The sequence below is a fragment of the Kitasatospora sp. NBC_00039 genome (assembly GCF_045160625.1).
In the GTDB taxonomy this organism is placed as follows: domain Bacteria; phylum Actinomycetota; class Actinomycetes; order Streptomycetales; family Streptomycetaceae; genus Kitasatospora.
Genome location: NZ_CP108289.1, coordinates 2,622,301 through 2,641,605 on the forward strand (window position 1 = coordinate 2,622,301; position 19,305 = coordinate 2,641,605).

General features: G+C 72.3%; 17 protein-coding genes. 9 read left to right on the plus strand and 8 right to left on the minus strand.

Going from position 1 to position 19,305, the window contains the following annotated elements; translation table 11 throughout:
• The first annotated feature begins 157 nt into the window (after positions 1-157).
• Entirely contained in the window at positions 158-1,420 is a 1,263-nt protein-coding gene (gene serB, locus OG286_RS11690; protein WP_396324143.1) for a phosphoserine phosphatase SerB, read from the plus strand.
• A gap of 154 nt (positions 1,421-1,574) precedes the next feature.
• On the opposite strand, the gene OG286_RS11695 is transcribed toward serB, so the two are convergent.
• From OG286_RS11695 to OG286_RS11705, 3 genes are all read right to left on the minus strand, one after another.
• Positions 1,575-2,102, minus strand: a complete 528-nt coding sequence (locus OG286_RS11695; RefSeq protein WP_396324144.1) for a SixA phosphatase family protein — start codon at positions 2,100-2,102, stop codon at positions 1,575-1,577.
• A gap of 208 nt (positions 2,103-2,310) precedes the next feature.
• Positions 2,311-2,433: an SGM_5486 family transporter-associated protein gene (locus OG286_RS11700; protein WP_396324145.1), complete on the minus strand. Its 123-nt coding sequence runs from the start codon at positions 2,431-2,433 to the stop codon at positions 2,311-2,313.
• A gap of 67 nt (positions 2,434-2,500) precedes the next feature.
• The gene (locus OG286_RS11705) at positions 2,501-3,802 is read right to left on the minus strand and encodes a CynX/NimT family MFS transporter (RefSeq protein ID WP_396324146.1); all 1,302 of its coding nucleotides are present in this window, start codon (positions 3,800-3,802) and stop codon (positions 2,501-2,503) included.
• 171 nt (positions 3,803-3,973) lie between these two features.
• Between OG286_RS11705 and OG286_RS11710 the strand changes: the two genes are divergently transcribed.
• Positions 3,974-4,648, plus strand: coding sequence for a FadR/GntR family transcriptional regulator (locus tag OG286_RS11710; RefSeq protein ID WP_396324147.1), 675 nt, complete (start codon positions 3,974-3,976; stop codon positions 4,646-4,648).
• Positions 4,649-4,817: 169 nt separating this feature from the next.
• Here OG286_RS11710 and fabI read toward each other — a convergent pair whose 3' ends face one another.
• Together fabI and fabG are read right to left on the minus strand one after the other, a co-directional pair.
• Positions 4,818-5,585 carry an enoyl-ACP reductase FabI gene (fabI, locus tag OG286_RS11715; RefSeq protein ID WP_396324148.1) on the minus strand — a complete coding sequence of 256 codons (768 nt, stop codon included), beginning with the start codon at positions 5,583-5,585 and terminating at the stop codon, positions 4,818-4,820.
• 2 nt (positions 5,586-5,587) lie between these two features.
• Positions 5,588-6,307, minus strand: a complete 720-nt coding sequence (gene fabG / locus OG286_RS11720) for a 3-oxoacyl-[acyl-carrier-protein] reductase (protein ID WP_396324149.1) — start codon at positions 6,305-6,307, stop codon at positions 5,588-5,590.
• 370 nt (positions 6,308-6,677) lie between these two features.
• On the opposite strand from fabG, the gene OG286_RS11725 reads away from it, so the two are divergent.
• The 6 genes from OG286_RS11725 to OG286_RS11750 all read left to right on the plus strand — a co-directional run bounded on the left by OG286_RS11725 (position 6,678) and on the right by OG286_RS11750 (position 12,569).
• Positions 6,678-7,823, plus strand: a complete 1,146-nt coding sequence (locus OG286_RS11725; protein ID WP_396324150.1) for an MBL fold metallo-hydrolase — start codon at positions 6,678-6,680, stop codon at positions 7,821-7,823.
• A 152-nt stretch (positions 7,824-7,975) separates the two neighbouring features.
• On the plus strand, positions 7,976-9,538 hold the full coding sequence (locus OG286_RS11730) for a TldD/PmbA family protein (protein WP_396324151.1): 1,563 nt from the start codon (positions 7,976-7,978) through the stop codon (positions 9,536-9,538).
• A complete protein-coding gene (locus OG286_RS11735) occupies positions 9,538-10,935 on the plus strand; it encodes a metallopeptidase TldD-related protein (protein WP_396324152.1) in 1,398 nt (465 codons plus the stop codon). Before OG286_RS11730 ends, OG286_RS11735 begins: the two co-directional genes overlap by 1 nt.
• Before the next feature lie 33 nt (positions 10,936-10,968).
• Entirely contained in the window at positions 10,969-11,517 is a 549-nt protein-coding gene (locus tag OG286_RS11740) for an RNA 2'-phosphotransferase (RefSeq protein ID WP_396324153.1), read from the plus strand.
• Between the two features lie 159 nt (positions 11,518-11,676).
• Positions 11,677-12,069 carry a DUF3099 domain-containing protein gene (locus OG286_RS11745; RefSeq protein WP_405361723.1) on the plus strand — a complete coding sequence of 131 codons (393 nt, stop codon included), beginning with the start codon at positions 11,677-11,679 and terminating at the stop codon, positions 12,067-12,069.
• Positions 12,070-12,332: 263 nt separating this feature from the next.
• Positions 12,333-12,569, plus strand: coding sequence for a hypothetical protein (locus tag OG286_RS11750; RefSeq protein WP_396324155.1), 237 nt, complete (start codon positions 12,333-12,335; stop codon positions 12,567-12,569).
• An 89-nt stretch (positions 12,570-12,658) separates the two neighbouring features.
• Here the strand turns inward: OG286_RS11750 and moaA are convergent, their stop codons facing one another.
• The 3 genes from moaA to OG286_RS11765 form a co-directional block, all read right to left on the minus strand.
• The gene (moaA, locus tag OG286_RS11755) at positions 12,659-13,648 is read right to left on the minus strand and encodes a GTP 3',8-cyclase MoaA (protein WP_396324156.1); all 990 of its coding nucleotides are present in this window, start codon (positions 13,646-13,648) and stop codon (positions 12,659-12,661) included.
• Between the two features lie 95 nt (positions 13,649-13,743).
• Positions 13,744-15,354: a cation acetate symporter gene (locus OG286_RS11760; protein ID WP_396324157.1), complete on the minus strand. Its 1,611-nt coding sequence runs from the start codon at positions 15,352-15,354 to the stop codon at positions 13,744-13,746.
• The gene (locus OG286_RS11765) at positions 15,351-15,707 is read right to left on the minus strand and encodes a DUF485 domain-containing protein (protein ID WP_396324158.1); all 357 of its coding nucleotides are present in this window, start codon (positions 15,705-15,707) and stop codon (positions 15,351-15,353) included. The genes OG286_RS11760 and OG286_RS11765 overlap by 4 nt, the downstream gene beginning before the upstream one ends.
• 375 nt (positions 15,708-16,082) lie before the next feature.
• Here OG286_RS11765 and OG286_RS11770 point away from each other — a divergent pair, with 375 nt between their 5' ends.
• On the plus strand, positions 16,083-19,265 hold the full coding sequence (locus OG286_RS11770; RefSeq protein WP_396324159.1) for a hypothetical protein: 3,183 nt from the start codon (positions 16,083-16,085) through the stop codon (positions 19,263-19,265).
• Positions 19,266-19,305 lie beyond the last annotated feature (40 nt).

Here is a 19,305-nt window from a genome sequence, read left to right on the forward strand (position 1 = left end):
CTGGCCGTCACCTCTGCGCAACCGCCCGGTCACGGGGGTGGTGCGCACACCTCCCGTACCTCCCTCCCGGGCCCGTCCTCCGTCCCGTCCTCCGTCCCGTCCACGACGCGGACGGGTGCCGTGACGTCGCCGGACGGCGGGTAGCGTGGGAGGCATCATGAACGCATCGCCCTTGGCCGCCGAGCCGTTCCCCGCCCCGCAGCCCCGGACCGAGGACGAGCGCACCCTGCTCGTCAAGGTGTTCGGCAAGGACCGCCCCGGCATCACCGCCGGCCTCTTCGCCACCCTGGCCGGATTCGGCGTCGACGTGATCGACATCGAACAGGTCGTCACCCGTGGCCGGATAACGCTGTGCGCCCTGGTCACCCCGCCGGCCGGCGGCGCCCCCGGCGTCGAGGGCGAGCTGCGCTCCACCGTGCACCGCTGGGCCGAGGAGCAGAAGCTCCAGGCCGAGATCATCTCCGGCATCGGCGACAACCGGCCGCGCCGCGAGGGCCGCTCGCACGTCACCGTGCTCGGCCACCCGCTGACCGCCTCCGCCACCGCCGCGCTCACCTCCCGGATCACCGCCGCGGGCGGCAACATCGACCGTGTCTTCCGGCTGGCCAAGTACCCGGTGACCGCGGTCGAGCTGGCCGTCTCGGGCGTCGCCACCGACGAGCTGCGCGCCGCGCTGGCCCAGGAGGCGGCCACCCAGCGGGTGGACATCGCCGTGGTGGCGGCCGGCCTGGAGCGCCGGGCCAAGCGGCTGATCGTGATGGACGTCGACTCGACCCTGATCCAGGACGAGGTGATCGAGCTGTTCGCCGCCCACGCGGGCTGCGAGGAGAAGGTCGCCGAGGTGACGGCCGCGGCGATGCGCGGCGAGCTGGACTTCGCCGAGTCGCTGCGCGCCCGGGTGGCGCTGCTGGCCGGCCTGGACGCCGCGGTGACCGAGAAGGTGCGCGCGGAGGTCCGGTTCACCCCGGGGGCACGCACCCTGATCCGGACGCTCCAGCGGCTGGGCTTCCAGGTCGCGGTGGTCTCCGGCGGGTTCACCCAGGTCACCGACCACCTGGTGGAGCAGCTGGGGCTGGACTACGCGGCCGCCAACACCCTGGAGGTGGTGGACGGGAAGTTCACCGGCCGGGTGGTCGGCGAGATCGTGGACCGGGCCGGCAAGGCCCGCTGGCTGGCCCGCTTCGCCGAGCAGGCCAAGGTGCCGCTGGAGCAGACGGTGGCGATCGGCGACGGCGCCAACGACCTCGACATGCTGAACGCGGCCGGGCTGGGCGTGGCCTTCAACGCCAAGCCCGTGGTGCGGGAGGCCGCCGACACCGCGGTGAACGTGCCCTTCCTGGACACCGTGCTCTACCTGCTGGGCATCACCCGCGAGGAGGTCGAGGCGGCCGACGTCCTGCACGGCACGCCGACCGAGTAGCTCCCGCACAGGCGTGAGGGGCGCGAGGACCACGTCCTCGCGCCCCTCACGTACGTCCGATCGGTCCTGCGCGTGTCAGTCCTGCGGCGCACCGGCCGTCAGCGCCGGCGGCGCACCGGCCGTCGGTCCGCGCGTACCGGGTCCGGCGCGGGTGTCAGTCCTGCGGCGTGAAGTACGAGACCAGCGCCGCCACGCCCGGCTCGACGCCCTTCCAGGAGCCGCCGAAGCTCAGCACCGCGATGGCGGCGGTCGGGAAGCCGCCGAGCCGCAGCCGCTCCAGCGCGTCCCGGTCGCCCTCGTCCCCGGCCAGCACCTGGGTCAGCCCGAGCACACCGGGGTTGTGGCCGACCAGCACCACGTCGGCGTACTCCTCCGGCGTCTCCTGGAGGACGGTGATGATCTCGCCGGGGCTGGCGTCGTACACCCGGTCCTCGTAGACGGTCTTCCGGGGGCGCTTCGGCAGCTCGTGCGCGGCGAGCTTCCACGTCTCACGGGTACGCAGGGCCGTCGAGCAGAGCACGTAGTCGGGGTTGATGCCGGAGTCGGCGAGCCAGCGACCGGCGTCCGGGGCCTGGTGGCGGCCCCGGTCGGCCAGCGGCCGCTCGTGGTCGTCGACGCCGTTGGGCCAGTCGGCCTTGGCATGGCGGAGAACGATGATCCTGCGGGGCGTTTCGGCGCTCATACCCAGCAAGCTTGGCAGAAAAGCCGCCGAGGGGCGCGATGCTCCCGGATGCCGCCACTCTCAGGAGTGGAGAGTGCCATCATGCGCCGTTCGCCGGGGCTTCGCGTGCCGGCCAACGGGAGGTCGCCCGACAGCCGGCAGGAGGTCGCCCGGCGGCCGGCAGGAGGTGGCCGTCGGTCGTCGGTCGGCCGGGTGTCCCGGGCGGGCGTCAGCCGAGGTTCTGGGCCACGTTGGCGACGATGATCAGCAGGACGACGATGCCGGCGATCACCGCGGCCAGCTGGCCGAGCTTCTTGTGGCCGTCGGTGGGGTTCGGTTCGAGTACGGGCATGACCGGATTCTCCCACCCCGGCCATGCCCGTCGGGCACCGGCCCCTCGGGCCCGCGCCGGCCGCCCGTCAGGCCCTGGCGGGTGCGGCGGGGCGCACCGCCTCGTCCTCGATGTGCCGGGCCAGCGCCGCCCGCAGGCCGAAGAGCATCTGCGGCACCAGCAGCAGGCCGAGGAAGCCCAGCGGCAGGTACCAGTCGCCGGTGGCCTGGTACAGCCGGCCGATCAGGATCGGGCCGGGGATGGAGATCAGGTAGCCGACCCCCTGGGCGAAGGCGGAGAGCTGGGCCACCCCGCCGGCGGTCCTGGCACGCAGGCCGATCATGGTGAGCACCAGCGGGAACGCGCAGTTGGAGAGGCCGACCAGGGTGGCCCAGAGCCAGGCGCCGCCGGCCGGGGCCAGCGCCAGCCCGGCGTACCCGGCGATGCCGCAGGAGGCCAGCACGACGACGAACAGCCGCTGGTCACCGCGGCGGGCGGCGAGGTTGGGCAGCACGAAGGAGACCGGCACGCCGACCGCCATGGTGAGTGCCAGCAGCACCCCGGAGGTGCCCTTGGAGACCCCGGCGTCCTGGAAGATCATCGGCAGAAAGCCCATCACCGCGTACGCGCCGGTGGCCTGGAGGCCGAAGAAGCAGGCCATCGCCCAGGCGGTGCGGCTGCGGGTGATCGGCAGCCGCTCGGTGGTCGTGGCGGAGGCCTTGTCGCCGCGCTCGCGCCTGACCGCCGCGACGACCAGCCAGAGCACCAGGGCGACCGCGCCGAGCGCGGCCCAGACGCCGAGCCCGACCCGCCAGTCGCCGCCTAGCGCGCTGGTCATCGGGACGGTGACGGCCGCGGCCAGCGAGGTGCCGGCCGACAGCGCCATCGAGTACAGGCCGATCATCGGACCGACCCGGTCCGGGAAGTAGCGCTTGATCACCACCGGGATCAGCACGTTGGAGACCGCCACCCCGGCCAGCGCCAGCGCGGTGAGCAGCAGGAAGACCACCGTGCCGCCGGCGAAGGAACGCGTCAGGGCGCCCACCGTGATCGCGCCCATGCCCGCGGTGACGACCGCGATCGGGCCGAGCCGGCGCGCCATGCCGGGGGCGGTGAACCCGAAGACGGCGAAGCACAGCGAGGGGACGGCGGCGAGCAGGCCGGCCACCGTCGGGCTCATTCCGAGGTCGGCCGTGACCTGCCGGAGCAGCGGCCCGAGGCTGGTGACCACGGGGCGGAGGTTGAAGGCGGCGGCGGCGATCGCGACGGCGAACAGCCAGCCGAGGTACTTGCTCCGATCGGAGGAGGGGGAGGCGGTGGCGGTGGGCCGCTCGGTCTGCGGTCCGGCCCCGGTTCGCGGGGACGTGGCGGTGTCTGCTGCGGGAGGCATGGGAGCCATCATAGAATGATGGGATGAATTAGCGCATCTTTGAATTGGCATGATGTCCCGACCCCCTGAAGCACCGTCCGGACCCCGCCCCACCACCCGAACGCCAACCGACCCACCCACCCACCGGCCGCCGCCCCCGCCGTCGCCGACCCGAAGCCGCAAGGAGTCCCCGTGGCGCTGTCCTCACCGAGGCGCACCCCGCTGTCCGACCAGGTGATCGCGCAACTGCGCGCCCAGATCACCTCGGGCGAGTGGCCCGTCGGCTCGCGCATCCCCACCGAGGCCGCCCTCGTCGAACAGCTCGGCGTCGCCCGCAACACCGTCCGCGAGGCCGTCCGCGCCCTCGCCCACAACGGCCTGCTGGACATCCGCCAGGGCTCGGGCACCTACGTCCTCGCGACCAGCGAGCTCGCCGGGGTCATGCACCGCCGCTTCGCCGGCGCCGACCAGGCCCAGGTGGCCGAACTGCGGGTCACCCTGGAGACCTCCGCCGCCGGCCTGGCCGCCACCCGCCGCACCGACCGCGACCTCGCCCTGCTGGACGCCGCGCTCGCCCGCCGCGAGGACGCCTGGCAGTCCGGCGACGCCGAGGACTTCGTCCAGGCCGACGCCGCCTTCCACCAGGCCGTCGTGGCCGCCGCCCACAACGACGTCCTCGCCGCCCTCTACGCCGACCTCGGCGAGGTCACCCGCGCCCACCTGCGCCACGACGTCGGCCCCGAACTGATCGCCGAGCGCTACCTCGGCCACGACGAGATCCTCGACGCCATCCGCGCCGGCGACCCCCAGCGGGCCTCCGTCGAGGCCGGCCGCGCCATCGGCGCCTGCGCCCCCTCCGACTCCTGACCCGACGGCCGGGGCCCGCCCGGGCCCCGGCCCCGCCGTGCCGTCGTCGGCGTCACGCACCGGGCAGCCGGCTGCCGCCGTGCGCCGTGCCGCCGTCCGAGAAAGCGAACGCCGCTGCCCGGCACCCCCAGAGGGAGTGCCGGGCAGCGGCGTCGGTGTGTGGGGGCCGTCAGGCGCCGATGGCGTGCAGGCCGCCGTCCACGTGGACGATCTCGCCGGTGGTCTTCGGGAACCAGTCCGACAGCAGGGCGACGACGCCGCGGCCGGCCGGCTCCGGGTCGCTCAGGTCCCACTTCAGCGGAGAGCGGGCGTCCCAGGTCGCGGCCAGGTCGCCGAAGCCCGGGATGGACTTGGCGGCCATCGAGCCGATCGGGCCGGCCGACACCAGGTTGACCCGGATGTTGCGCTCGCCGAGGTCGCGGGCCATGTAGCGGGAGGTGGCCTCCAGCGCGGCCTTGGCCGGGCCCATCCAGTCGTACTTCGGCCAGGCGAACTGGGCGTCGAAGGTCAGGCCGACCACCGAGCCGCCGTCCTGCATGAGCGGCAGCAGCGCCGTGGTGAGCGACTTCAGCGAGAACGCCGAGACCTGCATGGCGGTGGCGACGGACTCCCACGGCGTGTTGAGGAAGTTGCCGCCCAGGGCGTCCTGCGGGGCGAAGCCGATCGAGTGGACGATGCCGTCCAGGGTCGGCAGGTGCTCGCGGACCTGGTCGGCGATGCCGGCCAGCTGCTCCTCGCTGGAGACGTCCAGCTCCAGCACCTTGACCGGCTTCGGCAGCTTCTTGGCGATCCGCTCGGTGAGGGTCGGGCGCGGGAAGGCGGTGAGGATGATCTCCGCGCCCTGCTCCTGGGCGAGCTTGGCGGTGTGGAACGCGATGGAGGACTCCATCAGCACTCCGGTGATCAGGATCCGCTTGCCCTCAAGGATTCCACTCATGTTCAGTGACCCATGCCCAATCCGCCGTCGACGGGAATGACGGCTCCGGTGATGTACGCGGCCTCGTCCGAACCGAGGAACCGCACGGTGGAGGCGACCTCGGCGGGCGCCGCGTAACGGCCCAGCGGCACGCCCGAGACGATCTCCGCGCGGCGCTCGTCGCTGAGCACTGCGGTCATGTCGGTGTCGACGAAGCCGGGGGCGACCACGTTGACGGTGATGTTGCGGGGGCCAAGCTCGCGTGCCAGCGAGCGCGCGAAGCCGACCAGGCCGGCCTTGGAGGCGGCGTAGTTGGCCTGGCCCGGCGAGCCGGAGAGGCCGACCACCGAGGAGATCAGCACGACCCGGCCCTTGCGGGCGCGCATCATCAGCTTGGAGGCGCGCTTGACCACCCGGAACGTACCCGTGAGGTTGGTGTCCACGACGGAGGTGAAGTCCTCCTCGGACATGCGCAGCAGCAGGGTGTCGTGGGTGATGCCCGCGTTGGCGACCAGCACCTCCACACCGCCGTGCTTGGCCTCGATCTCGGTGAACGCCGCGTCCACCTGGGCGCTGTCGGTGATGTCGCAGCGCACCGCGAGGACGTCGTGCTTGGCCAGCTCCTCGGGCACCTCACCCGAGCGGCTGGTGATGGCGACCTTGTCGCCCGCCTCGGCGAAGGCCAGGGCGATCGCGAGGCCGATGCCCCGGTTTCCTCCGGTGACGAGAACCGAGCGGCTCAACGATCCACCTCTCTCCGTAAGGGTGCGTACGTCGGATTGCGTACGCAGTGTGACGCTATCGGTCGGCCCGGGGCGGAGACGAATCGAGCTCCCACAGCGCCTCACCGGCGGAACTGTCGCAATCCGACAATCCGCGCCCATGCCGAGTTCACGTGCTGCACACGGACGGCACACCGGCCGCACACGGGTCGTTGTGGCTTCCCGTGAGACCTGCGCACGGGCCCGTCCGCACCGGGCGCACGGGAACATGTCCCGCCGCGTACCCGTTGCCCCCGTGGTGCGGACAAGCGGGGCCGACCGCACCGCTTCCCTGGAAGGGCCCCGGCGGCCCCGGCGACGGACGAGGCCGACGAGCGAAGGCAGAGCGCGGATGATCGAGGGACGGCCCGGTACCACCCACCGGCGCGGACGACTGCTGGCCCTGGCCGCCCTGGCGGCCGGCGCGGGAGCGGCCGCCTGGTCGCTGCGCGACCTGCCGGCGGCGTTCGGGCGCCGGCCGGACGGCGAGCGCGAGGAGCGGGTGCGCGACTCACCGCAGTACCGCGACGGCGTCTTCCACAACGCGCCGTCGACGCTGGCGCGGGCCAAGTCCGCCCCCGACTTCGACCGGGACACCGTGCGCCGGATGCTGTTCCAGCGCGAGGGCCGGGTGCCCGCGCACCCGGTGCCGACCGTCCGCCCCGCCGCCGGGCCGCGCCCGGCCGCCGAGGGCGTGGAGATCACCTGGTACGGACACGCGTCCGCACTGGTCGAGATCGAGGGCACCCGGGTGCTGCTCGACCCGGTCTGGAGCGAGCGCTGCTCCCCCTCGGCGCACGTCGGCCCGAAGCGGCTGCACCCGGTGCCGGTCGAGCTGGAGGAGCTGCCGCAGGTCGACGCGGTGCTGATCTCGCACGACCACTACGACCACCTGGACATGGCGACGGTCAAGCGGCTGGTGCGCAGCCAGTCGGCGCCGTTCGCGGTGCCGCTCGGCATCGGCGGTCACCTGCGCCGCTGGGGCGTCCCGGAGCACCGGATCATCGAGCTGGACTGGGACGAGACCTGCACCCTCGGCGAGCTGGCGGTCACCCTGACCTCGGCCCACCACTTCTCCGGCCGCGGCCTGACCCGCAACACCACCCTCTGGGGCTCCTGGGTGATCGCCGGGCCCACCCGCAAGGTCTTCTACACCGGGGACTCCGGCTACTTCGAGGGCTACGCCGAGATCGGCGCGCAGCACGGCCCGTTCGACGCCGCGCTGGTCCAGATCGGCGCGTACGACGCGGCCTGGGCGGACATCCACATGACGCCGGAGGACGCCGTCCTCGCCCACCGCGAACTGAACGCCGGCCTGCTGGTCCCGGTCCACTGGTGCACCTTCAACCTGGGCCTGCACCCGTGGTCCGAGCCGATCGAGCGGCTGCTGACGGAGGCCAAGCAGCAGGCCGTACCGCTGGCGGTGCCCCGCCCCGGCGAGCGCGTCGACGTCGACAATCCGCCGGAGCTGGACGGCTGGTGGGAGAGCGTCGTCTGACGCCCCCGCCGAGGCGTACGGGCCGCAGGGCCGGACGGCGCGTGTCACCGCCGAAATGCGCTGGCCCAATCCCTGTGGACGGGAAATGATGCGGTGCGGGTACCCCTGTCCGGGGCCGCCCGCACCGCCGCCCCTCCGACCAGGGAGCCCGATTGCCTCCGATCCCCCCGACCAGCAGTGCCGGCGCCGCGCCCGGGCGCGCCGTCGACCCGCTGTTCCTCGCTTACCCGCTGCACGCCCTGGCCGACGCCGCCCTCACCCGGGCGCGTGAACTCGGGGCCGCGCACGCCGACTTCCGGCTGGAGCGGGTCCGCAGCGCCTCCTGGAGGCTGCGCGACGCCCGGCCGGCCGGCACCTCCGACAGCGTCCAGCTCGGCTTCGCCGTCCGGGTGCTGCTGGACGGCGCCTGGGGCTTCGCCGCCGGGGTGGACCTCACCACGGCCGCGGCGGCGAAGGTCGCCGAGCAGGCCGTCGCGGTGGCCCGGCTCTCCGGCGGGATCAGCCGGGCGGCCGGGTCGAAGGAGCGGGTCGAGCTGGCGGACGAGCCGGTCTACCCGGACGCCACCTGGGTCTCCGCGTACGAGGTGAACCCCTTCGAGGTACCGGACGCGGAGAAGACGGCGCTGCTCGCCGGCTGGAGCTCGCGGCTGCTGGCCGCCGAGGGCGTCTCGCACGTCCAGGCCACGCTGCTGACGGTGCAGGAGAACAAGTTCTACGCCGACACCGCCGGCACCGTGACCACCCAGCAGCGGATCCGGCTGCACCCGACGCTGGAGGCCACCTCGGTGGACGAGCGCACCGGGGCCTTCGACTCGATGCGCACCCTGGCCCCGCCGGTCGGGCGCGGCTTCGAATACCTGACCGGCACCGGCTGGGACTGGGACGCCGAGCTGGCCGAACTCCCCGTCCTGCTGGCCGAGAAGATGAAGGCGCCGAGCGTCGAGGCCGGCCGCTACGACCTGGTGATCGACCCGTCCAACCTCTGGCTGACCATCCACGAGTCGATCGGCCACGCCACCGAGCTGGACCGGGCGCTCGGCTACGAGGCCGCCTACGCGGGCACCTCCTTCGCCACCTTCGACAAGCTGGGCTCGCTGAAGTACGGCTCCGAGCTGATGCACGTCACCGGCGACCGCACCGCCGAGCACGGCCTCTCCACCATCGGCTACGACGACGAGGGCGTCGCCACCCAGTCCTGGGACCTCGTCAAGGACGGCGTCCTGGTGGGCTACCAGCTGGACCGCGGCATGGCGAAGCTCAAGGGGTTCGACCGCTCCAACGGCTGCGCGTTCGCCGACTCCCCCGCCCACGTCCCGGTGCAGCGGATGGCCAACGTCTCGCTCCGGCCGGCCGCCGGCGGCCCGTCCACCGAGGGCCTGTTCGCGGGCGTGGAGAACGGCCTGTACATCGTCGGCGACCGCTCCTGGTCGATCGACATGCAGCGCTACAACTTCCAGTTCACCGGCCAGCGCGCCTACGCCATCAGGAACGGCGAGCTCGCGGGCCAGGTCAAGGACTTCGCCTACCAGGCCACCACCACCGACTTCTGGGGTTCGATGGCGGCCGTCGGCGGCCCGCAGACCTACGTCCTAGGCGGTGCCTTCAACTGCGGCAAGGCGCAGCCCGGCCAGGTCGCGGCGGTCAGCCACGGCTGCCCGTCCGCGCTGTTCCGCAACGTCAACGTGCTCAACACCCAGCAGGAGGCGGGTCACTGATGGCCGCGACGCAGCCCCACGAACTCGTCGAGCTGGCGCTCGGCCTCTCCCGCGCCGACGGCTGCGTGGTGATCGCCGACGAGGAGTCGACCGCCAACCTCCGCTGGGCCGGCAACGCGCTCACCACCAACGGGGTCACCCGCGGCCGCCGCCTCACCGTGATCGCCACGGTGGCCGGGGCCGAGGGCACCGCCTCCGGGGTGGTCTCCCGCGAGGCCGTCACCGCGGACGAGGTGGAGGGCTTGGTCCGGGCCGCGGAGGACGCCGCCCGGGCTGCCGGTCCGGCCGAGGACGCCCAGCCGCTGATCGCCGACCGGCCGTCCTCCCCCCGTTTCACCGAGCCGCCGGCCGAGACCTCGATCGAGGTGTTCGCGGCGTTCGCACCCGCCCTCGGCGAGGCCTTCGCCCGGGCCGCCGCGCAGGGCGAGCTGCTGTACGGCTTCGCCCGGCACGAGCTGGTCTCCAGCTACCTGGGCACCTCCACCGGCCTGCGGCTGCGCCACGACCAGCCGACCGGCATGGTCGAGGTGAACGCCAAGACGGCCGACCTCACCGGCTCGGCCTGGGCCGGCGCCGCCACCCGGGACTTCACCGACGTGGACGTCGCCGACCTGCACGCCCAGCTGACCAAGCGGCTGGCCTGGGGCGCGCGCAAGGTCGACCTGCCGGCCGGCCGGTACGAGACGCTGCTGCCGCCCTCGGCCGTGGCCGACCTCATGATCTACCTGAGCTGGTCCTCCGGCGGCCGGGACGCCTTCGAAGGGCGGACGGTGTTCTCCAGGCCCGGCGGAGGAACGCGGATCGGCGACAAGCTGGCCAAGCTGCCGCTGACGCTGCGCTCCGACCCGGCCGAGCCTGGCCTGGAGGCGGCACCGTTCGTGCTCGCGCACTCGACGGCCGGGGACTCCTCGGTCTTCGACAACGGCGTGGAGCTGACCGCCACCGACTGGATCCGGGACGGCGAGCTGGCCGAGCTGATCACCACCCGGCACTCGGCCGGCCTGACCGGCCTGCCGCTGAAGCCGGCGATCGACAACCTCGTCCTGCAAACGGCCGACCAGACGGCCGCGCCGACCCTGGACGAGATGATCGCCCGTACCGAGCGCGGCCTGCTGCTCACCTGCCTCTGGTACATCCGCGAGGTGGACCCGGCGACGCTGCTGCTCACCGGCCTCACCCGGGACGGCGTCTACCTGGTGGAGAACGGCGAGGTCGTCGGCGCGGTGAACAACTTCCGGTTCAACGAGTCGCCGGTCGAGCTGCTCGGCCGGATCACCGAGGTGGGCCGGACCGAGCGGTGCCTGCCGCGTGAGTGGAGCGACTGGTTCACCCGGACGGCGATGCCGCCGGTGCGGGTCGCGGACTTCAACATGAGTTCGGTCAGCCAGGCCTCGTAGCCGGGCTGCCACGGGGGAAGGATCGAGAGAGAAGTGGACGAGAAGCGCACGGTCAGGACCAGCAAGATGCTCTCCCGCATCCTGCGGCACGAACCCGAGCGGGTCGGGATCACCCTGGACGCGGCCGGCTGGGTCCGGGTGGACGTCCTGCTCGCCGCACTGGCGGCCAGGGGCAACCGGCTGACCAGGGCCGAGCTGGACCACGTGGTGGCGACCAACAACAAGCGCCGGTTCGCCTTCTCCGAGGACGGTCTCTCGATCCGCGCCAGCCAGGGGCACACGGTGGCGGTCGACCTCGGTCTGACCGCCGCCGAGCCCCCGGCGGTGCTGTTCCACGGCACCGCCACCCGGAACCTTGCGTCGATATTCCACGAGGGCCTGCGGCCGATGGCCCGGCAGGACGTCCACCTTTCCGCCGACACCGACACGGCCACCCGGGTCGGTGCCCGGCACGGCCGCCCGGTGGTCCTGACGGTCGACGCCGCGGCGATGGTGTCGTCCGGCCACGAGTTCCGGATCAGCGCCAACGGTGTCTGGCTGACCGACGCGGTGCCGCCGGAGTACCTCTCCCAGACGCGGTAGGGCGCGTCCGGTCCGGCCCCTGCGGCCCGCCCTGATGGGCCGGACAGGCCCCGGTGGCGCGTGTCCGTCCGCCCCGGTCTCGTCGCCGGTTCCCGCGCGGCGTACCGTGAGGTGGCCGCGCGGCGAGACGCGCGGGTGCGTGGACGAGGGCGGTAGGACATGGGCAAGAGCGCCGACGGTGGAGAGGTCTACCGGATCACGGGTGCGCGCAGCAGCCTCTCCGAGGACGTCCGCGGGCGGCAGCGCCGCTACGTGGCCTCGATGCTGCTCCGCACCGTCTGCGTCCTGCTGGGGGTGATCCTGTGGGACATCCAGCGGTGGCTGGCGGTCGCCGCGCTGGCGGGCGGCGTGCTGCTGCCGTACTTCGCGGTGCTGATCGCCAACGCGGGCCGGGAGAGGGCGCCCGGCCTGCCGAGCACCTTCGACATGCCGCCGGACGTTCCGCTGATGCTCGGGCCCGGCGGTACCGGTGGTGCCGGTGGGGCGAATGCGTCGCACGGTACGGATGTGACAGAGAGTGCACCCACTGATTCTCCACAGAACCCGAGCTGACTGTCCGTTTTGGCAGAGTTTCCGCCAACTGCCCCAGCAGAAAGCTCAAAAGAACCTCAGATTAATCATGCAAGACCTCCCCATCCGAGGGTCCTGCCGTGACATACTGCGTACGCGCTCCGCATCCCCCGTCGGAGCGACGGACCGACGCCGGGCGGCTCCCCCCGTGGCTGCCCGGCGTCGCCATGCCCGGATCCGGAAGCCGTCCGGGCACGTGAAAGACTGGCGGTGACCACACCCGCCCACCGCTTGAGGACGGCCCGATGCTCTCCCCGGACACCCCCCAGCCGCAGACGCCGGTCTGTTCCGCCAAGGGCTGCCGGGCGGACGCCCGCTGGGTTCTGGTCTGGAACAACCCCAAGCTGCACACCCCGGACCGCCGGAAGACCTGGGCGGCCTGCGAGGAGCACCGCGAGCACCTCGCGCAGTTCCTCGGCGTGCGCGGCTTCCTCAAGGAGGTCGTCGCCCTCGCCGACTGGACCCCCGAGGACGGCGAGTAGCCCCCGCGCGGCCCCTTCGGGTTCGCTCGGCCCCAGGCCACCGGCCACCGGTCGGCGTCTCCGGCTCCGCCGGCCCCGCCAGGCCTCACTCAGCCGCCGATCGCCGACATCGGCCGGTCGGGCTGGAGGAACTCCGCATCGTCGATCCCGGCTCCGGCCTTCTTGCCCCACATCGCCGCGCGCCACAGCTCGCCGATCTCGGCGTCGCCGCCGCCCGAGCGCAGCGCCGTCCGCAGGTCGGTCTCCCCCGTCGCGAAGAGGCAGTTGCGCACCTGCCCGTCGGCGGTCAGCCGGGTGCGGTCGCAGGCCCGGCAGAACGGCCGGGTGACGGAGGCGATCACGCCCACCCGGCCCGGGCCGCCGTCGACCACCCAGCGCTCGGCCGGCGCCGCGCCACGGCGGGCGGAGGGCTCGGGGGCGAGCGTGAATCGGGCGGCGAGCCGGTCCAGGATCTCCTCGGCGGTGACCATCGCCGAGCGGTCCCAGCCGTGCTGGGCGTCCAGCGGCATCTGCTCGATGAACCGCAGCTCGTAGCCGCGCTCCAGGCACCAGGCGAGCAGCTCGGGGGCCTCGTGGTCGTTGATCCCGCGCATCAGCACGGCGTTCAGCTTGACCGGCGCCAGCCCGGCGGCCTCGGCGGCGGCCAGCCCGTCCAGGACGTCCTGGTGGCGGTGGCGGCGGGTGAGGGTGTGGAAGGTGTCCGGGTCGAGGGTGTCGAGCGAGACGTTGACCCGGTCCAGGCCGGCCGCGTGCAACGCGGCGGCGGTCCGGGCGAGACCGATGCCGTTGGTGGTGAGGGAGAGTTCGGGGCGCGGTTCGAGCCTCGCGCAGGCGTCGACGATGCCGACCAGCCCGGGCCGCAGCAGCGGCTCGCCGCCGGTGAACCGGACCTCCCGGACGCCGAGGTCGCGGACCGCGATCGTCACCAGCCGGACGATCTCCTCGTCGGTGAGCAGGTCCGGCTTGGCCAGCCACTGCAGACCCTCCTCCGGCATGCAGTAGGTGCAGCGCAGGTTGCACCGGTCGGTGAGGGAGACCCGCAGGTCGACGGCCTGCCGGCCGAAGGTGTCGAGGAGCACGGCGATCCCTTCCCGAGTTCGCGGCCGGCCCGGAAAAGCGGCCGGCCCGGCCGCCGCGTTCGGCGGGCCGGGCCAGCTTAGTCATCGCCCGTGCGTCAGTGGGCGCCCAGCCCGGTCAGCGAGCGGACCTCCAGTTCAGCGTACTTCGCCGGGTCGGCCTTCTCCTTGGAGAGCAGGGTGCCGATCCAGCCCGCGAGGAAGCCGACCGGGATGGAGACCAGGCCGGGGTTCTCCAGCGGGAACCAGTGGAAGTCGGAGTGCGGGAAGAGCGAGTTCTTGCCGCCGGAGACGACCGGCGAGAAGAGGACCAGCGTCACCGAGGTGATCAGGCCCGCGTAGACGGAGCTGACCGCGCCCGCGGTGGTGAACCGCTTCCAGAACAGCGAGTACAGCAGCGTCGGCAAATTGGCCGAGGCGGCCACCGCGAATGCCAGTGCGACCAGCGCGGCGGTGTTGAGCTTCCCCGCGAAGAGGCTGAGCACGATGGCGACCGCGCCGATGGCGACGGCGGCCCACTTCGCCGAGAGCACCTCCTCCTTCTCGGTGGCCTTGCCCCGCCGGATGACGTTGGCGTACAGGTCATGGGCGAAGGAGGCCGAGGAGGCAAGGGTGAGGCCGGCCACCACGGCCAGGATGGTGGCGAAGGCGACCGCGGAGATCACCGCCAGCAGGATCGCGCCGCCGGTCGTGCCCGCGCCGCCGCCGAGCTCCTCGGCGAGCTGCGGGGCAGCGGTGTTGCCGGCCGCGTTGGCCGCCTTGATCGCCTTGGGGCCGACCAGGGCCGCCGCGCCGAAGCCGAGCGCCAGGGTCATCAGGTAGAAGCCGCCGATGATCCCGATCGCCCAGAGCACCGACTTCCGGGCGGCCTTGGCGGTGGGCACGGTGTAGAAGCGGACCAGGATGTGCGGCAGCCCGGCGGTGCCGAGCACGAGCGCGATCCCGAGGCTGAGGAAGTCGAGCTTGCTGGTTCCGCTGACGCCGTACTTGAGCCCCGGTTCCAGGAACGCGGCCCCCTTGCCGCTGGCGTCGGCGGCGGCGCCCAGCAGCGCGGAGGGGTTGAAGTGGTACTTGGCCAGCACCAGGACGGTCATCAGCGCGGTGCCGGCGATCAGCAGCACGGCCTTGATGATCTGCACCCAGGTGGTGCCCTTCATCCCCCCTATCACCACGTAGATCACCATCAGCGCGCCGACCGCGACGATGGTCAGCTGCTTGGCACCGTCCCCGTTGACCCCGAGCAGCAGGGCGACCAGCGTCCCGGCGCCGACCATCTGGGCCAGCAGGTAGAAGATCGACACCACGATGGTGGAGATCCCGGCCGCGGTGCGCACCGGCCGCTGCCTCATCCGGAACGCGAGCACGTCGGCCATGGTGTACCGGCCGGCGTTGCGCAGCGGTTCGGCGACCAGCAGCAGCGCGACCAGCCAGGCGACCAGGAAGCCGATCGAGTAGAGGAAGCCGTCGTAGCCGGAGAGCGCGATGGCCCCGGCGATACCGAGGAAGGACGCGGCCGACATGTAGTCGCCGGAGATGGCAAGGCCGTTCTGGAAGCCGGTGAAGCCGCGGCCCCCGGCGTAGAAGTCGGCGGCGTCCTTGGTCTGTCGCCCGGCCCAGACGGTGATGCCGAGGGTGGCCAGCACGAAGAACCCGAACAGGGTCATCGTGAGGCCGCGGTGCTCGGTGGCGGACATGGCGAGCAGGGTCATTCGGCGGCCTCCCGCGGGGCGTGGACCACGGCGCCCTGGGCCTCGCGGATCGCGGCGGCGGGCGGGTCGAGCCGCCGGTCCGCGTAGCGCGCGTACCAGGCCGCGATGGCGAAGGTGGTGACGAACTGCAGCAGCCCGAGGACCAGGGCGACGTTGACGTGCCCGACCACCTTGGTGCCCATCAGGCCGGGCGCGTAGCAGGAGAGCAGGACGTACAGCAGGTACCAGAGGACGAAGCCGATGGTGACCGGGAACGCGTAGCTCCGGAACGAGCGCCGCAGGGTTCGGAACTCTTCGCTCTCCTCGATGAGTCGGACTTCCGTAGGGGCAGTGGTGATCGGCGGCGATTCCACTCTCTCTCCTCACTCCTTCGGCGTGCTGGTCGCACCAGGGGAACGATCGGACGTGAGGGGCGTCACAGTCCGAATGCGCGCCGCGCAATGCTAGGAGCGTCCCGCCCGCCCGGAAAGGGGTTGACCGCGATCAGCCAGCCGTTCACCCTCTCGCGCTAGTCAATTGGCTGAAATCAGACCATTCTGACGGGGCCCTGACGCGTACGACCGACCCCCATCCCCACTGTCACCACACGGTGGTAGCCTCCAGCCACTCATGTGATCTTCACGAAGTAATACCTTTGTGTGCACATCCAGGCGGCAACCCGGCGTTCCGTCAGTTTTCGGACACTGCCGAGGAACTGACCCCGCCTTCTCCAGGGGGAAATCCACCACGTGAACCTCAGAACCACCCCGGCCCGACTCCTCGCGATGCCACTCCTGGCCTCCGTCCTCGCCCTCGCCGGCCCGCTCCCCACCGCCACCGCCACTCCGGCGGCCCCGAGCGCCGACCCGGCCGCCCTCCCCGAACTCGTCGTCCCCGGGCGGCCACTGCCCCAGCCGCGGACGGAGACCCTGCTCGCGGCCGGCACCAAGGGCTTCCTGCACACCACGCAGGACGCCACCTTCGCCTGGACCGCCTACGACACCGGTGCCACCACAGTGGTCGGCGCCTACGACCCCGGCCAAACCGATCCCGGCCTGCACGGCGCGGGATCGGACGTCACCGTCGACATGGACCCACGCCAGCCAAGCAAGGTCTGGAAGCTCCAGGACATGGCCTCGGGCTCCGTCACCGTCCTGAACACCCCGGACACGGCGAGCCTCCGGGGTGTCTACGGTGACGCCGTCCTCGCCCTGACCAACTCGTCGGCCTCGGCAGGAAGATCCACGGTCTTCCTCCGCGCCGACGGCAAGGGCGGCACCTCGGTCCTGCCCGTCGCCAACGGGCAGGACGCCGGAGTCGAATGGGGCTGGACCGACTACCTGGGCGGGGATGCGAACGAGGCGGCGCTGGGCACATCCGTCAACGGCGAATACCGGATCGGCCTGGCCGACACCCACACCGGCGCCGTCCGGGTATCGCCGCCCCTCCCCAAGCCTTGGGGAGGCGACCAGATCTGCCAGGCGCTGACCGCGGTCGACGCCGCGCACATCGCCTGGCTCGGCGGCGACTGCAAGGTCCACATCCTCTCCCGGGCCGACCTGAACGCCCCCGAGAAGACCATCCCGGTCAGCTACTACGACCAGCCCCTCGCACTCGGGCTGTCCGGCGACTGGCTGTTGAGCGTCGGGCGCCCGCCCTACGACAACCACGAATCGGCGGTCCCCGTCGAGCGGGAGCTGAAGGCCACGCCGGTCGGGGGCGGTGCTCCGGTCTCGGTGCTGTCGCACGCCTCGCCCACCATCGTCCAGGCCCCCGACGGCACGGCGCTCGTCGAAGGCGGCGACACCGGCGCCGACTGGACGGTCCGCAAGGTCACGGCCGCGGGTGGCGCAGCACCCTCGACCATCCCGATGAACTACAAGGTGATGCCGGAGTCCTACAGGTTGGACTCCCTGAACCTGTCGGCGAATACCCTGATCAGCGCCGAGAGCGGCAACAGCCTCGGCGCGGGCTTCTACGGGCAGCAGGTCACCCTCGGCTCTCCGTCCACCATGTCGGCCCGCCGGTCCCTCGGCACCACCGGTTTCCTGGATCACTCCATCTCCTGTGGTGGCTCCGACAGTTGCACGGACATGAAGGGGACGGGCGACGGTCGGGTGGTCCACCTCAGCATCCGCGGCATGATCGTGCGCCGGGGTCAGGAGGCCCGGGAAATCAACCTGGACACCCTCCCCTACCGCGAGGGGATCGTCGTCGCGGACGGCCGCTTCGTGCTCCTGGACACCTCCCAGTACCCGGGATCCTCGCTCGCGGTGCTCGACATCGACAGCGCCACCCCGGACACGCCCATCGCGACGGCCTCCACCGCCATCGGCACGATCGACGGCGGCCGGCTGCTCACCCCGGGCAGCACTCCCGGAGAAATCGTCGTCCGTGACCTGACGACCCAGCAGACCCGGACTCTGCAGACCGGCAAGGACTGCCGGATCACCCACCTGATGTCCGCCGGCGGCTGGCTCTACTGGGACTGCTCGTTCGACGGACCGGCCGGATCGGCGGGGCTACTGCGGCCGGACGGTACGAGCCGCCCGATCGAGGTCCCGGCGCGCGCCGTCGGCATGGGGAACGGCTTCCTCGTCTACGCGGAATTTGGCGCCGCCCGGAGCACCGTGGTGGACTTCCACACCGGCATCCCGGTCACCAGCTCCCTCAAAACCCGCCTCAGTCAGAGCAGCCTCTTCAACCCGTGGAGCGTCGACCGCTTCGGCGGCGGTCTGGTCTACGGCGACAGCCACCAGAACCTCCACCTGGTCAACGTCATCTCCCCCGGGACGACCTTCCACACCGTCAGCCCGTCCCGCCTGCTCGACACCCGCGACGGAACCGGCCGCACCGGCACCGACAAGGTCCCCGGCCGCAGCACCGTCTCCGTCCAGGTCGCGGGCCGGGGCAACGTACCCGCCGGCGCCAAGGCCGCAGTGCTCAACGTGACCGCGACCGAGACCGACGGCCCCGGACACCTGATCGCCTGGGCCTCCGGCTCGCCGCAGCCCACCTCCAGCAACCTCAACTGGACCACCAGCGGCGTCACCACACCCAACCTCGTCATCGTGCCCCTCGGCCCCAACGGCAAGATCAACCTCTTCAACGCCTCGCCGAGCACCACCCACCTCATCGCCGACGTCTTCGGCTACTACACCGACGACGCCACCGGCTCCACGTTCACCCCCGTGAGCCCCGACCGGCTGCTCGACACCCGCGACGCCATCGGCCGCACCGGCACCGACAAGGTCCCCGGCCGCAGCACCGTCTCCGTCCAGGTCGCGGGCCGGGGCAACGTACCCGCCGGCGCCAAGGCCGCAGTGCTCAACGTCACGGCCACCGAGACCGACGGCCCCGGACACCTGATCGCCTGGGCCTCCGGCTCGCCGCAGCCCACCTCCAGCAACCTCAACTGGACCGCCCCCGGCGTCACCACACCCAACCTCGTCATCGTGCCCCTCGGCCCCGACGGCAAGATCAACCTCTTCAACGCCTCGCCGAGCACCACCCACCTCATCGCCGACGTCTTCGGCTACTACACCGACGACGCCACCGGCTCCACGTTCACCCCCGTGAGCCCCGACCGGCTGCTCGACACCCGCGACGCCATCGGCCGCACCGGCACCGACAAGGTCCCCGGCCGCAGCACCGTCTCCGTCCAGGTCGCGGGCCGGGGCAACGTACCCGCCGGCGCCAAGGCCGCAGTGCTCAACGTGACCGCCACCGAGACCGACGGCCCCGGACACCTGATCGCCTGGGCCTCCGGCTCGCCGCAACCCACCTCCAGCAACCTCAACTGGACCACCAGCGGCGTCACCACACCCAACCTCGTCGTCGTACCGCTCGACGACGCCGGCCGGGTGATGTTCTTCAACGGCGCCTGGACCGGCACGCACCTCATCGCGGACGTCCTCGGCTACTACGTCTGACCCGTCCGGCTGCTCGCATGACACCGGCCTGTGCCCCGAG

What these genes read in the sequence shown, in the direction of transcription:
- serB (WP_396324143.1), top strand. Translation starts at nt 158, where the DNA reads ATGAACGCATCGCCCTTGGCCGCCGAGCCGTTCCCCGCCCCGCAGCCC.
- OG286_RS11695 (WP_396324144.1), bottom strand. Translation starts at nt 2,102, where the DNA reads ATGAGCGCCGAAACGCCCCGCAGGATCATCGTTCTCCGCCATGCCAAG.
- OG286_RS11700 (WP_396324145.1), bottom strand. Translation starts at nt 2,433, where the DNA reads ATGCCCGTACTCGAACCGAACCCCACCGACGGCCACAAGAAGCTCGGC.
- OG286_RS11705 (WP_396324146.1), bottom strand. Translation starts at nt 3,802, where the DNA reads ATGCCTCCCGCAGCAGACACCGCCACGTCCCCGCGAACCGGGGCCGGA.
- fabI (WP_396324148.1), bottom strand. Translation starts at nt 5,585, where the DNA reads ATGAGTGGAATCCTTGAGGGCAAGCGGATCCTGATCACCGGAGTGCTG.
- OG286_RS11725 (WP_396324150.1), top strand. Translation starts at nt 6,678, where the DNA reads ATGATCGAGGGACGGCCCGGTACCACCCACCGGCGCGGACGACTGCTG.
- OG286_RS11735 (WP_396324152.1), top strand. Translation starts at nt 9,538, where the DNA reads ATGGCCGCGACGCAGCCCCACGAACTCGTCGAGCTGGCGCTCGGCCTC.
- OG286_RS11745 (WP_405361723.1), top strand. Translation starts at nt 11,677, where the DNA reads ATGGGCAAGAGCGCCGACGGTGGAGAGGTCTACCGGATCACGGGTGCG.
- OG286_RS11750 (WP_396324155.1), top strand. Translation starts at nt 12,333, where the DNA reads ATGCTCTCCCCGGACACCCCCCAGCCGCAGACGCCGGTCTGTTCCGCC.
- OG286_RS11760 (WP_396324157.1), bottom strand. Translation starts at nt 15,354, where the DNA reads ATGACCCTGCTCGCCATGTCCGCCACCGAGCACCGCGGCCTCACGATG.